Below are 13,988 nucleotides of genomic sequence, written 5' to 3' on the forward strand. Positions count from 1 at the left end.
GAGCTGATCCCGGTCGAGGTCGACGTAGACAGGCTGCTGATGCCCGTCGATGCCGACGTCGAGAGGCTGCTCACGCCAGTGGACAGCGAACTGATCCCCGTCGACGCAGAGGTCGATAGCGAACTCACCCCAGTCGATAGCGAGCTGATGCCGGTCGAGGCTGAGGTCGACAGGCTGATCACGCCCGTGGATAGAGAACTCACACCGGTCGATAGGGAGCTGATGCCTGTCGAGGTCGAGGTCGACAGGCTGCTGATGCCCGTGGACAACGAGCTGAAGCCCGTGGACAGCGAACCCACGCCAGTGGACAGGCTGCTGAGCCCCGTCGACAGCGAGCCGATGCCCGTGGAGGTCGAGGTCGAGAGCGAATCGATCGCCGTCGTCGCCGCAAAGAGTTGCGAGCCGTTGACAACATCCGTGCTGGTGCCGGTGACGCGTCCTGCCGCCACGTTCGTGATCTGGCGCTCCGCGCCCACGTCACCCACCGACACCACGTTGGCCGGTGTTGTGCCTTCGAATGCGTATGCCTTGCCGCCGATGGTCATGCCCGCGGTCGGATTGGGCGCAGCCGTTACCGAGGACGAACCCAGCGCGACGTCGCCCGCATTGACGGCGTTCGCGCCATTGCCCAGCGCCACGCTGTTCTCGCCGCGCGACACGGCATTCGGCCCGATGGCCACGCTGTTCAGGCCGATTGCCTGGCTGTCCGGCGCCGTGCTGTTGGCGTGGAAGTACTTGGTGCCGGTGTTGTAGATGTTGCTGACCGACGTACTCAGGCTGCTGATGCCCGTCGATGCCGACGTCGACAGGCTGCTCACGCCAATGGACAGCGAACTGATCCCCGTAGACGCGGAAGTCGACAGGCTGCTCACGCCAGTGGACAACGAGCTGATGCCCGTGGATGTCGAGGTAGAAAGGCTGCTCACGCCAGTGGACAGCGAACTGATGCCCGTCGACGTGGAGGTCGACAGCGAGCTCACGCCGGTCGACAACGAGCTGATTCCAGTCGAGGCCGACGTGGACAGGCTGCTGATGCTGGTGGATGCCGAGGTAGAAAGGCTGCTCACACCAGTGGACAACGAGCTGATGCCCGTGGATGTCGAGGTGGACAGCGAGCTGATACCCGTCGAGGCCGAAGTGGACAGGCTACTCACGCCGGTCGACAGTGAGCTGATCCCGGTCGAGGTCGACGTAGACAGGCTGCGGATGCCCGTGGATGCCGACGTCGAGAGGCTGCTCACGCCAGTGGACAGCGAACTGATCCCCGTCGACGTGGAAGTCGACAGCGAACTCACGCCGGTCGATAGCGAGCTGATGCCGGTCGAGGCTGACGTCGACAGGCTGCTCACGCCCGTGGATAGAGAACTCACCCCCGTCGACAGGCTGCTGATGCCGGTGGACGCGGAGGTTGAAAGGCTGCTCACACCGGTCGACAGTGAACTGATCCCGGTCGAGGTCGACGTAGACAGGCTGCTGATGCCCGTCGATGCAGAAGTCGATAGAGAACTCACGCCAGTCGATAACGAGCTGATGCCCGTGGACGTCGACGTGGACAGGCTGCTTACACCCGTGGACAGCGAGCTGATCCCGGTGGAAGTCGAAGTGGACAACGAACTCACGCCCGTCGACAGACTGGAGATGCCTGTCGAGAGGCTGGTATTGCTGGTGCTCAATTGCGCCACGGTCACCGCGTCCTGCTGTGCCGCGCCATCGGCCAGGTTGGTGATGCGTCGCGTCGGCGTGGCGCCGGACGCCCCCACCGAGACTTCCGACGCCGGAGCTGCCGTGCCGGTCATGTAACCGGTACCGGTCGGCGAAGTCGCGGCAGTAGTCGAGCCCGAACCCAGCGCCACCGAGTTGTTGGTCCGCACCAGCGCTCCAGCGCCCAGGGCCACGGCGTTCACGCCCGTGCCTTGAGCCCCCTGCCCCACCGCGATGGCACCCGACTGAGTGGCATTGGCGTTGGTGCCCAAGGCGATCGCACTGGTATTGCTCGCGTTAGCCTGGTCGCCCAGCGCAACGCTGCGCAAGCCCGACGCCTTGCTCTGGTTGCCCACAGCCACCGCGGCGAAATTCGACGCGACGTTGCCGACACCCAGCGCCAGGGAGTTGCCGCCGCTGGCATTGGCACCGTTGCCGAATGCGGAACTCGAACCGCCAGTGGCCCTGGCGGTGACGCCAATCGCCGTGTCCTGTGTTCCCGATGCCAACGCGCTGTTGCCCAGAGCCACGGTGTCGGTGTTGGCCGCATTGGCGTTGACGCCAATCGCCGTACTGGTTCCGACGCTCGCTTTCGCCCCGTTGCCGATAGCGATGATGCCGCTGCCGCTGCCGGAGGCATTCGCCCCATCACCGATGGCTATGCCATAGATGCCGTTGACGAGCGCGCCACGTCCGACCGCGACACCTGAAGAGGCCGTCGCGGCCACCGAAGACTGCCCGCCGATGGCGATCGAGTCGCCCGCTGCCGCCGAGGCCCCGCCAGTGGCGTTCGTTCCAAGCGCCGTGGCGCCAGCCCCGGAAGCATTCGTCGTGCGGCCGATGGCCGAGGAAAAGTCGCCGCTGGAAGTGGCACCAGAGCCAATGGCAAGGCTGCGATCTCCACCGGCGTTCGAGTTGGTGCCGAGTGCCAGGGCATTTGTTCCGATGGCAGTTGCGCTATAGCCGAACGCAGCAGATGTCGCTCCTTTGGCCGTTGCGATCGTGCCGAATGCAGTGGAGCCGCTTCCCGTGGCGTTGGCGCTGTTGCCGAAGGCCGTGGAGGGCGCTAGGCCAGATGCGTCACCCACGGCCAGTGCATTCGTACCGAAGGCCATGTCGTTGCCGAAAGCGGCGTTGGCGTTGTTGCCGAAAGCCGTCGCGCCGCCACCGTTGGCCTTGGCGCCAATGCCGATGGCGACCGCATTCACGCCGCCAACGGTGGCATCGGCTCCGATGGCAACGCCTGAATTCGCCGCCGCCTGGACTGTTGCCCCCTTGCCAATGGCAACGCCCGAAGCTGCCAGCGCATTGGCGAAACTGCCGATGGCCACGGTGTCCGACTGCGTCGCCTGAGCATTGATGCCGATGGCCGAGCTATTGGCACCGGATGCGCTTGTTGCGCTGTTGCCTACGCGGAAATGGTTGGCAAAGATCGTGGTGGTGGAGTTGGTATATGCCGCGTCGCCCAGCGTGACGTTCGCTGCATTGAAAATATCGGCTGAGCCAACGAAGAAATTGCGGATCGGCTGCCCCGCGTTGCCACCGCCACGCAGCACGAGGTTTTCGTTTGCCGCGTTGCTGTCTTGATTCGCCGTGAACGTAAGACCGGCTTGGGTCGGGTTCCGGCAATCGATCCCGTTGGGTCCGTTGATACAAGTCAGAGTCTGGGCATTCGCCACCCCCCCGTACAAGCCGACCGCGATCGAAACAGACAGCAGGGTCCATTGAAGAACACCGCCGGTACGCCCGCGCTTGCTAGCTTTGCCCCTGCCCTTCTCGAGCTCGCTCACGGCCACCCATGCGCCAAGGGCTTCGTTCCAGATGCTTCTATAGGATTTGTTCATTGAATTCGAGCTCGGTTCGCGGAGGGCGGAAACAGATCAAGGCCTGAAAGATGGTGGTCAAGGTCCGTCGCCGGAAGGCGTGCGCAAGAAGCGCGCATGTAAACAAGAGCCTCGGACTTTACGCAGTCGTTTACATTTCTGACGCACTGCATCAGCATGAAATCTTCGGGTGGATGATTTAGTTCACAGAATTCAACAATGGCTTACTCCATGCCGATAGCAGCGTTGCAGTCGAGAGACGACCTAAGCCACGCCACATAGAATTGCGTCCTTCTCCCGACCTTGGCCGGAGGCAGACTGATCGGGCTGCATCTCACGCAACGAACAATGACTTCCTGCACCGGTCTGCGCATCGGCATCACCATCGGCCTCCACCACGAGGCCGAGACCCTCTGGAACAACGGCATCAAGCAAAACGCCGTGTTCCTGGCCGAAGCGCTCAAGCACTGCCCGAGCGTCGCTTCGGTGGTCCTGGTCAACACCACCGCCATCCCCATCACCTCCGCCCTGCCCTGGGACCTGGCCCGCTGGCCGACCGTGACCTTCGAGACGGCCAAGGACAGCGTCGATGTGCTGATCGAGCTCGGCGGGCAGATCGATGGTGCGCAGACCGACTACCTCAAGCGCCGTGGCGCGCGGCTGGTGTCCTACTGCTGCGGCTTCGAGTACGTGCATGCCATGGAGGCCATGCTGTTCAACAAGCCGCTGTGGGGCCAGAACCTGTACATCAACCAGCGCTACGACGACATCTGGATGGTTCCGCAGGTCGCCAACATCAGCCAGCCGTACTTCGAAGTGCTGCGCCGCACCGAGGCGCGCGCCGTGCCTTTCGTCTGGAGCCCGGTGTTCCTGGACGAGCGCACCCGCGCCCTGCCCGATGCCGGCGTCTACCAGCCCCGCAGCGGGCCTCGCCGGCTCAGCGTGATGGAGCCGAACATCAATGTCGTGAAGTTCTGCCTCTATCCGATCCTGATCGCCGAGTTGTCTTATCGCGCACGGCCCGACGCGATTGCGCTGCTGCAGGTCGCCAATGCCGAGCGGATGGCCACGGAGAACATGGAGTTCATCACGCTGATGAACCAGCTCGACCTGGTTCGCGAGCACAAGGCGGTGTTCCTCGGACGTCACGAAACGCCGGTTTTCCTGGCGCAGAACACCGACATCGTGGTATCCCATCAGTGGGAGAACCCGCTCAATTACTTCTATCTGGAAACCTGTTGGCAGGGCTACCCGTTGGTGCACAACGCGCACCTCTGCGCGGACCTCGGGTACTACTACAACGGCAACGACGTGGCCGCGGGCAGCGCCCGCCTGCTCGAAGCCGTAGACAGCCACGATGCCGAGGCGCTCGCCTACCGCGCGCGCCAGCGCAGCCTGATCGACCGCTACCTCCCCGGCAACGACGCCGCCACGAAGGTCTACAACGACCTGTTGCTCGGCCTGATGCAACGCCCTGCCCGATGAACAACAAGACCCGCCATGCTTGAACCTTCCGAACTGCGGCAGTTTTTTCCGGTGGTCGTGTCCCCCAGCCACGACGGCAAGTTTTTCCAGAACTACGTGGCCTCGCTGCTGAACTTCACCATCGAAGCCGAGCGCGCGGGCATGCGCATGCAGGTGCTGTTTCATCAGGGCGAAAGCCTGGTGACGCGCGCGCGGAACAACTGCGTGGCGCAGTTCCTGGCCAATCCGGAGTGGACGCACCTCTTCTGGATCGACGCCGACATCGGCTTCTCGGCGCAGGCAGCCTTTCGGCTGCTGCTCTCGGGTTACGACATCGCAGCCGGCGTCTACCCGCTCAAGCGCGAGAACTGGCCCGCTGAAGGTGTTGTGGCCGGCACGACGCAGCAGCAGTTCGAAGCCACCTTCACCCGCTACACGGTCAACGCCAAGGCGTCCGAGACCACCTCGCAGGTCGAGCTCGAAGTGCAGCCCGACGGTTTCATGAAGATGACCGAGGCGCCGACCGGCTTCATGGTGATCAAGCGCGCCGTGTTCGAGCGCCTCATGGCGAGCTACCCCGACCTGAACTACGTGCCCGACAGCATCGGCGAAGCCGACCTGGGCCTTCACTACCGCTTCTTCGATGTGATGGTCGATCCCGAAACGCGCCGCTACCTGTCGGAAGACTACGGCTTCTGCCGCCTGTGGTCGGGGCTGGGCGAGTCGATCTACATCGACGCGAATTCCAACCTGAGCCACCAGGGCGCCAAGATGTACCGCGGCGATTTCGCCAACTCGCTGCTGACCTCGCTGCCGCACGCCGTGGGCGGCCCGGCCGGCGCGGCGATGCTGCTCAAGGGCCGGGAATATCTGAAGCCCAACGTGCCGGGATAAACCAAAGCAGCGCCCACGAAAAAGCCCCGTCGAACGGGGCTTTTTCAATTGGCGGACCCGAGGAAGATCAGGCCGCAGCCGTCTCGCTCACCTTGTAGTCGTCGATCTTGTCGAAATTCAGGTACTGGTAGATCTGCGCGCTGGAGGCATCCAGCACACCCGTTGCGGCCATGTACTCCTCGCGCGTGGGGATGCGGCCCAGGCGGGAGCAGATCGCGGCCAGCTCGGCCGAGCCGAGGTACACATTCGTGTTCTTGCCCAGGCGGTTGGGGAAGTTGCGGGTGCTGGTCGACATCACCGTCGCGCCTTCGCGCACCTGCGCCTGGTTGCCCATGCACAGCGAGCAGCCCGGCATTTCGGTGCGGGCGCCGGCATTGCCGAACACGCCGTAGTGGCCTTCTTCGGTGAGCTGCTGGGCGTCCATCTTCGTCGGCGGTGCGATCCACAGCTTGACCGGGATGTCGCGCTTGCCTTCGAGCAGCTTCGACGCGGCGCGGAAATGCCCGATGTTGGTCATGCACGAACCGATGAACACCTCGTCGATCACGGCACCAGCCACGTCGCTCAGCGTCTTCACGTCGTCCGGATCGTTCGGGCAGGCCACGATGGGTTCGTGGATCTCGGCCAGGTCGATCTCGATGACGGCGGCGTACTCCGCGTCGTCGTCACCCTTGAGCAGTTGCTGATCAGCCAGCCAGGCTTCCTGGGCGGCGATGCGGCGCGCCAGCGTGCGGGCGTCGGCATAACCTTCGGCAATCATCCACTTCATCAGCGTGATGTTGCTGTTGATGTACTCGGCGATCGGCTCCTTGTTCAGGTGCACCGTGCAGCCGGCGGCCGAGCGTTCGGCCGAGGCGTCGCTCAGTTCGAAGGCTTGTTCCACCTTCAGGTCGGGCAGGCCTTCGATTTCAAGGATGCGGCCCGAGAAGATGTTCTTCTTGCCTTGCTTGGCCACGGTCAGCAGGCCCGCCTTGATGGCGTACAGCGGAATGGCATTGACCAGGTCGCGTAGCGTGACGCCCGGCTGCATCTTGCCCTTGAAGCGCACCAGCACCGATTCGGGCATGTCCAGCGGCATGACGCCGGTGGCGGCAGCGAAAGCCACGAGGCCCGAGCCCGCGGGGAAGCTGATGCCGATGGGGAAGCGGGTGTGGCTGTCGCCGCCGGTGCCCACGGTGTCGGGCGTCAGCAGGCGGTTGAGCCAGCTGTGGATCACGCCGTCGCCCGGACGCAGCGACACGCCGCCGCGGTTGGCCATGAACTCGGGGAGCTCGTGGTGCATCTTGACGTCGACCTTCTTGGGGTACGCCGCCGTGTGGCAGAACGACTGCATCACGAGGTCGGCCGAGAAGCCCAGGCAAGCCAGGTCCTTCAGCTCGTCGCGGGTCATCGGGCCGGTGGTGTCCTGCGAGCCGACCGAGGTCATCTTGGGTTCGCAGTAGGTGCCGGGGCGCACGCCCGTGCCTTCGGGCAGGCCGCAGGCGCGGCCGACCATCTTCTGCGCGAGCGAGTAGCCCTTCTTGGTGTCGACCGGGCTGGTCGGCAGGCGGAACAGCGTGGACACCGGCAGGCCCAGCGCTTCGCGCGCCTTGGCCGTGAGGCCGCGGCCGATGATCAGCGGAATGCGGCCGCCGGCGCGCACTTCGTCGAACAGCACGTCGCTCTTGACGGTGAATTCGGCGATGACCTTGCCGTCCTTCAACGCCTTGCCTTCGTAGGGGCGCAGCTCGACCACGTCACCCATGTTCATCTGCGTCACGTCGAGCTCGATGGGCAGTGCGCCCGAGTCTTCCATCGTGTTGTAGAAGATCGGCGCGATCTTGCCGCCGAGGCAGACGCCGCCGAAGCGCTTGTTCGGCACGAAGGGAATGTCTTCGCCGGTGAACCACAGCACCGAGTTGGTGGCGCTCTTGCGCGACGAACCCGTGCCGACCACGTCGCCGGCATACGCCACGAGGTGGCCGCGCGCACGCAGGTCTTCGATGAACTTCACCGGGCCGCGCTTGCCGTCTTCTTCAGGGACGATGCCGGGGCGTGCGTTCTTGTGCATCGCCAGGGCGTGCATCGGAATGTCGGGACGCGTCGTCGCATCGGGTGCGGGCGACAGGTCGTCGGTGTTGATTTCGCCAGCCACCTTGAAGATGCTGACGGTGATGCTCTCGGGCACTTCGGGGCGGCTGGTGAACCACTCGGCATCGGCCCAGCTTTGCAGCACGCCCTTGGCATGCACGTTGCCCTTGTCGGCCTTTTCCTTGACGTCGTGGAACTGGTCGAACATCAACAGGGTTTTCTTCAGGCCCTCGGCCGCCACGGCGCCGACTTCGGCGTCGTCCAGCAGGTCGATCATCGGGCTGATGTTGTAGCCGCCGAGCATGGTGCCCAGGAGTTCGGTGGCGCGGGCGCGCGACAGGAACTCGCTCTTTTCGGTGCCATGGGCCACGGCCGCGAGGTAGCTCGCCTTGACCTTGGCCGCGTCGTCCACGCCCGCAGGCACGCGATAGGTGAGCAGGTCCAGCAGGAAGGCTCCGTCTTTCGCGTTCGCGCTCTTCAGAAGCTCGATCGCTTCAGAGGTCTGCTTCGCGCTCAGGGGCAGCGGCGGGATACCGAGCGCGGCGCGTTCGGCAACATGGTCAACGTAGGCTTGCAACATCTTTTTTTCTCCGGAAACTGGTCTGACGGGCGAGCGAGGCAGCTCCGGCGGTCAAGCAAGAGCCGCGCCGCGCCCCGTGGTGGATACGCTTACTTCGCGCCGTCCGCACCTTCGAAAAGGGCCTTCGGCGGGTTTTTCTTCATTTCGGCGGCGAACGCGATCTGCGCGTCGGTCTGGCATTCGTCGGCAATGCGCAGACCGGCCTTCTGGTTCATCAGCATCGACTTGTTGCCCAGCTGGAGCCACATCGCGCCAGCGCGCGGGTCTTCCAGGCGGATGGCGCCGGTGCGGCTTTCGACCGGGTGCATGCGGTACTTCAGGCCCTTGGTGGTGACGTTGAAGAAGCCGGGCTTCTTCTCGTCGGGCGTGACGGTCACGTCGGCGCCGAGTTCGCACTGGGCCTTGCCGATCGACACGCGTTGGGCCACAGCCAGGTCTGCGTCGGTGAGCACGATGTTGGTGTCGTCGGCAATCGGCGTGACCTCTTCCACGGCCTTGGCCGCCTTGCGGGTGACCTGGCGCTTGGGCGGCGCCTTCTTCTTGGCTTCAGTGGACTTGGCGGCCGGCTTGGCGGGCGCCGCGGTCTGTGCCATGGCACCGAACGGCAGAGCCAGGGCCACTGCGGCGATCAGGGCAATTTTTTTCATGTGAGGGTTTCCTTGAGGCTGGGTTCGAAGGTTTCGTTTCAGGAGGCCGCGACTGCAAACCAGGCTTTCGCCTCAGCGGGCAGCGCGCGCCCTGTCGCGTGGGCACGCGTCAGAACCTGCCAGAAATGGCGGTAGCTCGCGCGGTCGTGCAATGTGCCATCAATTTGTGTCGGCGCCCAATCCGCCTCCGCGGCTTTTGCAATGATTTGTGTAGCAATCTCGATCTGCGCCTCGTCGGGCGCAAAGGCCTCGAGGATGGGGCGGATCTGGTTCGGGTGGATGCTCCACATCCGCGTGTAGCCGAATTCGGTGGCCGCCTTGCGGGCTGCGACGCGCATTGCGTCGGTGTCGTTGAACTCGGTGACCACGCAGTGCGAGGGCACCTTGCCGTAGGCATGCGCCGCCGAGGCGATGGCCAGCTTGGCGCGCACCACCAGCGGGTGGGTGAACTGCCCGGCCGCGCCCATGCCGTCGGCGGGAATGGCGCCGGCATGGGCCGACACGAAGTCCATCAGGCCGAAACTGAGCGACTGCACGCGCGGATGGGCGGCGATTTCGAACGCGTTGTGCACCGCCAGGGGCGATTCGATCAGCACATGCAGCGGCAGCGCATCGGCATCGGCCGCTTCGAGCGCCGCGACCGCTTGCAACACGTCGGCCACCGATTCGACCTTGGGCACCATCAGGTGGCTCAGACGCTGGCCGGCGCGTCCGGCGATGGTGACCACGTCGCCGGCGAAGGCTGGATGGTCGACCGGATGCACGCGAACGCCGACGCGCATGCCGGGCCTGGCCGCGAGCGCCAATTCGGTGACGAGCGCGGCGTGTTCGGCTTCGCCGCCCACGGGCGCGCCGTCTTCGCAATCGAGGGTGACGTCGAACACGCAGGCGCCGAACTCCTCGGCCATCTCGGCCTGCAGCGCCAGACTCTTCTTCATGCGCGCTTCGACGCCGCTGTAGTGGTCGCACACGGGCAGCGTCACGGCGCCCGCCTGCGCACCCAGCAGCACTTCACCGGGATGTGCAGCTTGGGTCATGCTTTTTTCTGCGCCACGATGAACATGCGCGGAAAGGCCAGCAGCCGCTTGCCGTCGGTGCGCACCGGATAGGCCTCGTTCACGCGGCGTTCGTATTCGGCCAGGTAGCTCGCCTGCAAATCGGGCGGCAGCCGGTCGACGAAGGGCTTGAGGCCCGTGCCGCGCACCCATTCGACGATGGATGCGGCGTCGGCCATGCGGTGCTGGTAGATCGTGTGCCAGACATCGACGTTGGCTGCATGCGGCGCCAGCAGGTCGTAGTAGCCGCCCAGCGGCAGCAGCAATGTACGCAGCCGGTCGGCATCGCCGATGGGCTCGGCCCAGGGCGCTTCGGCCGCCAGCGCGCGCATCAGGCGGTGCGTGGGCTCCTGGCGGTTGTCGGGCATCTGGACGGCGAGCACGCCGCCCGGGGCCAGCGCGTCGAACAGGCGCGGGATCAGCGTTTCGTGATCCGGCACCCATTGCAGGGACGCATTGGCGTAAATGAGGTCGGGCGCTTGGTCTTGCGGCGCCCAGGTCGCGATGTCGCTCAACTCGAAGCGCGCATTGGGCAGGCGCTCGCGCGCGCTGACCAGCATGGCTTCGGAGTTGTCGGTCCCGAGGGCTTGCGCCTTCGGAAACCGCTGCACCAGCAGCTCGGTGGAATTGCCCGGGCCGCAACCGAGGTCGACCACGCGGTCGGCTTCGGCCAGGGGCACGCGCGCCAGGAGTTCCTGTGCGGGGCGGGTGCGCTCGTCCTCGTAGCGACGGTAGAGCGCAGGGTTCCAGTCGAGCATGCTGAGAAGTTGCCTTACAGCAGGTGAGCAACGCCGGCGCGTTCGCCTTCCAGCTCTTCCAGCGTCTTGTTGATGCGTTCCTGGCTGAAAGCGTCGATCTCCAGGCCTTCGACCAGCTTGTATTCACCGTTTTCGCAGGTGACCGGGAAGCCGAACATCACGTCCTTCGGAATGCCGTACTGGCCGTCCGAGGGGATGCCCATGGTGACCCACTTGCCGTTGGTGCCCAGGGCCCAGTCGCGCATGTGGTCGATCGCGGCGTTGGCGGCCGAGGCAGCCGACGACAGGCCGCGCGCCTCGATGATGGCCGCGCCGCGCTTGCCGACGGTCGGCAGGAAGGTGTTGGCGTTCCATTCCTGGTCGTTGATCATCTTGGCGACGCTTTCGCCGTTGATGGTGGCGAAGCGGTAGTCGGCGTACATCGTGGGCGAGTGGTTGCCCCAGACGGTGAGCTTCTCGATGTCGACCACGGCCTTGCCGGTCTTGGCGGCGATCTGGCTGGCGGCACGGTTGTGGTCCAGGCGCAGCATGGCGGTGAAGTTCTTGCGCGGCAGGTCGGGCGCGCTCTTCATGGCGATGTAGGCGTTGGTGTTGGCCGGGTTGCCGACCACCAGCACCTTGACATTGCGGCTGGCAACGGCGTTCAGGGCCTTGCCTTGCGCGGTGAAGATGGCGCCGTTGACGGCCAGCAGTTCGGCGCGTTCCATGCCGGGGCCGCGGGGACGCGAGCCGACCAGCAGCGCGTAGTCGGCGTCCTTGAAGGCGGTCATCGGGTCGCCATGGGCTTCCATGCCGGCCAGCAGCGGGAAGGCGCAGTCGTCCAGTTCCATCATCACGCCCTTGAGCGCCTTCTGGGCCTTTTCGTCGGGGATCTCGAGCAGTTGCAGGATGACCGGCTGGTCTTTTCCGAGCATTTCGCCGGAAGCGATACGGAACAACAGGGCATAACCGATTTGACCGGCGGCACCGGTGACAGCAACGCGGACGGGCTTTTTGCTCATGGGAAGACTCCAGAAGGTGATGAAACGGGGTAGGTGCCCTCGTGGGGCGCCCGGGTCCTGCGGGGTGCAATGCCGTCCCGCAGCGAGACCCGCAGGATTTTAAGCCGATTCAATGAGCCTCGTCTTATGTCTTATATAAGATATCCTCCACGGGTCCGCCAGGGCATCCCCCACCGCTGCCATGAACACGCCCACAACCCTCGACGAGCCCGCGACGCCGTCCTTCAGTCCGCTCTACCAGCAGATCAAGACATTGATCCTGCAGAGCCTGCAGGCGGGCGAGTGGAAGCCGGGCGAACCCATTCCCAGCGAGATGGACCTGGCCGCGCGCTACCGCGTGAGCCAGGGCACGGTGCGCAAGGCCATCGACGAGTTGGCGGCCGAAAACCTCGTGGTGCGGCGCCAGGGCAAGGGCACCTTCGTCGCCACGCATGCTGAGCAGCATGTGCAGTACCGCTTTCTCAAGCTGGTGCCCGACGACGGCGACCCCAACACCGAAGGCCCCGCCGATCGCACCATCGTCGACTGCAAGCGCCTGCGCGCATCGGCCGACGTGGCGCGCGCGCTGGGCCTGCGTACCGGCGACGCCGTGCTGCAGGTGCGGCGCGTGCTTGCCTACGCGGGCGTGCCCACCATCCTGGAAGACCTGTGGCTGCCCGGCGCGCCGTTCAAGGGCCTGACCGCCGAACGGCTGCGCGCCTGGCCCGGCCCGATGTATTCGCTCTTCGAAACCGAGTTCGGCGTGCGCATGGTGCGCGCCGAAGAAAAAATCCGTGCAGTGCTGCCCGATGCGGAGCAAGCTGCGCTGCTTGCGGTGACCCGCCAGATGCCGCTGCTCAGCGTGGAGCGCGTGGCCCATACGTACCACGACACGCCGATGGAGCTGCGCCGCGGGCTCTATCGCACCGACACGCACCACTACAGGAACCAGCTGGGCTGAAGTCGATGCAGATGAGCTCCAAAGCCGAAGGCGTCGCGACCCGCGTGCAACGCGCGCATTGCGCTACGAAGTCAATAGCATCCGACTGCCGCGGTGCGCTGACTCGGACGCGTCCGCTGCCCGATGGTGCATTGCAATAGAATTTTGCGTTGTTTGCATTTCCGCATAAGAAACAAAAGCGTTCGCTCTCAGAACAAGCCATTCAAGCCACGAAAGCCCTCCCCCCATGACAGAGCTTGCAACTCCCCCCCGGCCCCCGCGTCGCGAATTCAGAAACATCAATGCGTTCACCGATCTCACGACGTACCGGCTGCCGCCGGCCGGCATCGTGTCGATCCTGCACCGTGTGAGCGGCGTGATCATGTTCCTGCTGCTGCCGTTCATCATCTGGATGTTCGACACCTCGCTCTCGTCGGATTACTCGTTCGCCAAATTCAAGGCCGCGTTCAACACCGGCATCGGCTTCACTCCGGGATGGTTTTTCAAGCTCGTCGCGCTCGCACTGATCTGGGCCTACCTGCATCACTTCATCGCGGGCCTGCGCCATCTGTGGATGGACGTGAGCCACGCCGCCGTGACCAAGGAATTCGGCCACTCGTCGGCCGTCACTACGCTGGCCCTGAGCATCATCCTCACGCTGGCGCTGGGCGCCAAGCTGTTCGGCCTGTACTGAGAAGGAGCACCCCATGTCTGTGAATTACGGCTCCAAGCGCATCGTCGTCGGCGCTCATTACGGTTTGCGCGACTGGCTCAGCCAGCGCATCACGGGCGGCCTGATGGCGCTCTTCACGATCATCCTGCTCGCGCAGGTGCTCTTCACGCGCGGCCCCATCGGCTACGACCTCTGGGCCGGCATCTTCGCCGCGCAATGGATGAAGGTGCTGACCTTCTCGGTCATCGTCGCCCTGCTCTATCACGTGTGGGTCGGCATGCGCGACGTGTGGATGGACTACGTCCAGCCCGTCGGCATCCGTCTCATGCTGCAAATTTTCACCATCGTCTGGCTTGTCGGTTGTGCGGGTTGGGCCATTCAAGTGCTTTGGAAGATCTGACCT

Annotated in this window: 11 protein-coding genes; 5 read left to right on the plus strand and 6 right to left on the minus strand. The window is 64.7% G+C overall.

Annotated elements, in window-relative coordinates; translation table 11 throughout:
* On the minus strand, positions 1-3,545 hold a 3,545-nt coding region (locus ABIC90_RS22375), incomplete at its 3' end, for an ESPR-type extended signal peptide-containing protein (RefSeq protein WP_354358003.1).
* Positions 3,546-3,872: 327 nt separating this feature from the next.
* Here ABIC90_RS22375 and ABIC90_RS22380 point away from each other — a divergent pair.
* Together ABIC90_RS22380 and ABIC90_RS22385 are read left to right on the plus strand one after the other, a co-directional pair.
* A complete protein-coding gene (locus ABIC90_RS22380; protein ID WP_354358005.1) occupies positions 3,873-5,009 on the plus strand; it encodes a DUF2827 domain-containing protein in 1,137 nt (378 codons plus the stop codon).
* 15 nt (positions 5,010-5,024) lie between these two features.
* The gene (locus ABIC90_RS22385; protein WP_354358007.1) at positions 5,025-5,882 is read left to right on the plus strand and encodes a hypothetical protein; all 858 of its coding nucleotides are present in this window, start codon (positions 5,025-5,027) and stop codon (positions 5,880-5,882) included.
* A 67-nt stretch (positions 5,883-5,949) separates the two neighbouring features.
* Here the strand turns inward: ABIC90_RS22385 and ABIC90_RS22390 are convergent, their stop codons facing one another.
* From ABIC90_RS22390 to ABIC90_RS22410, 5 genes are all read right to left on the minus strand, one after another.
* The gene (locus ABIC90_RS22390; RefSeq protein ID WP_354358009.1) at positions 5,950-8,532 is read right to left on the minus strand and encodes a bifunctional aconitate hydratase 2/2-methylisocitrate dehydratase; all 2,583 of its coding nucleotides are present in this window, start codon (positions 8,530-8,532) and stop codon (positions 5,950-5,952) included.
* A gap of 89 nt (positions 8,533-8,621) precedes the next feature.
* Positions 8,622-9,179: a hypothetical protein gene (locus ABIC90_RS22395; RefSeq protein WP_354358011.1), complete on the minus strand. Its 558-nt coding sequence runs from the start codon at positions 9,177-9,179 to the stop codon at positions 8,622-8,624.
* A 38-nt stretch (positions 9,180-9,217) separates the two neighbouring features.
* The gene (locus ABIC90_RS22400; RefSeq protein WP_354358013.1) at positions 9,218-10,216 is read right to left on the minus strand and encodes an HpcH/HpaI aldolase/citrate lyase family protein; all 999 of its coding nucleotides are present in this window, start codon (positions 10,214-10,216) and stop codon (positions 9,218-9,220) included.
* A complete protein-coding gene (gene tam, locus ABIC90_RS22405; RefSeq protein WP_354358015.1) occupies positions 10,213-10,992 on the minus strand; it encodes a trans-aconitate 2-methyltransferase in 780 nt (259 codons plus the stop codon). The genes ABIC90_RS22400 and tam overlap by 4 nt, the downstream gene beginning before the upstream one ends.
* Before the next feature lie 14 nt (positions 10,993-11,006).
* Positions 11,007-11,993 carry a malate dehydrogenase gene (locus ABIC90_RS22410; RefSeq protein ID WP_354358017.1) on the minus strand — a complete coding sequence of 329 codons (987 nt, stop codon included), beginning with the start codon at positions 11,991-11,993 and terminating at the stop codon, positions 11,007-11,009.
* Between the two features lie 181 nt (positions 11,994-12,174).
* Between ABIC90_RS22410 and ABIC90_RS22415 the strand changes: the two genes are divergently transcribed.
* The 3 genes from ABIC90_RS22415 (at position 12,175) to sdhD (ending at position 13,985) form a co-directional block, all read left to right on the plus strand.
* Positions 12,175-12,933: a GntR family transcriptional regulator gene (locus ABIC90_RS22415; RefSeq protein ID WP_354358019.1), complete on the plus strand. Its 759-nt coding sequence runs from the start codon at positions 12,175-12,177 to the stop codon at positions 12,931-12,933.
* A gap of 226 nt (positions 12,934-13,159) precedes the next feature.
* A complete protein-coding gene (sdhC, locus tag ABIC90_RS22420) occupies positions 13,160-13,606 on the plus strand; it encodes a succinate dehydrogenase, cytochrome b556 subunit (RefSeq protein ID WP_354358020.1) in 447 nt (148 codons plus the stop codon).
* Between the two features lie 13 nt (positions 13,607-13,619).
* On the plus strand, positions 13,620-13,985 hold the full coding sequence (gene sdhD, locus ABIC90_RS22425; RefSeq protein ID WP_354358021.1) for a succinate dehydrogenase, hydrophobic membrane anchor protein: 366 nt from the start codon (positions 13,620-13,622) through the stop codon (positions 13,983-13,985).
* Positions 13,986-13,988 lie beyond the last annotated feature (3 nt).

Origin of the sequence: Variovorax boronicumulans (genome assembly GCF_040544675.1) — a bacterium.
GTDB classification, from domain to species: Bacteria; Pseudomonadota; Gammaproteobacteria; order Burkholderiales; family Burkholderiaceae_C; genus Variovorax; species Variovorax boronicumulans_D.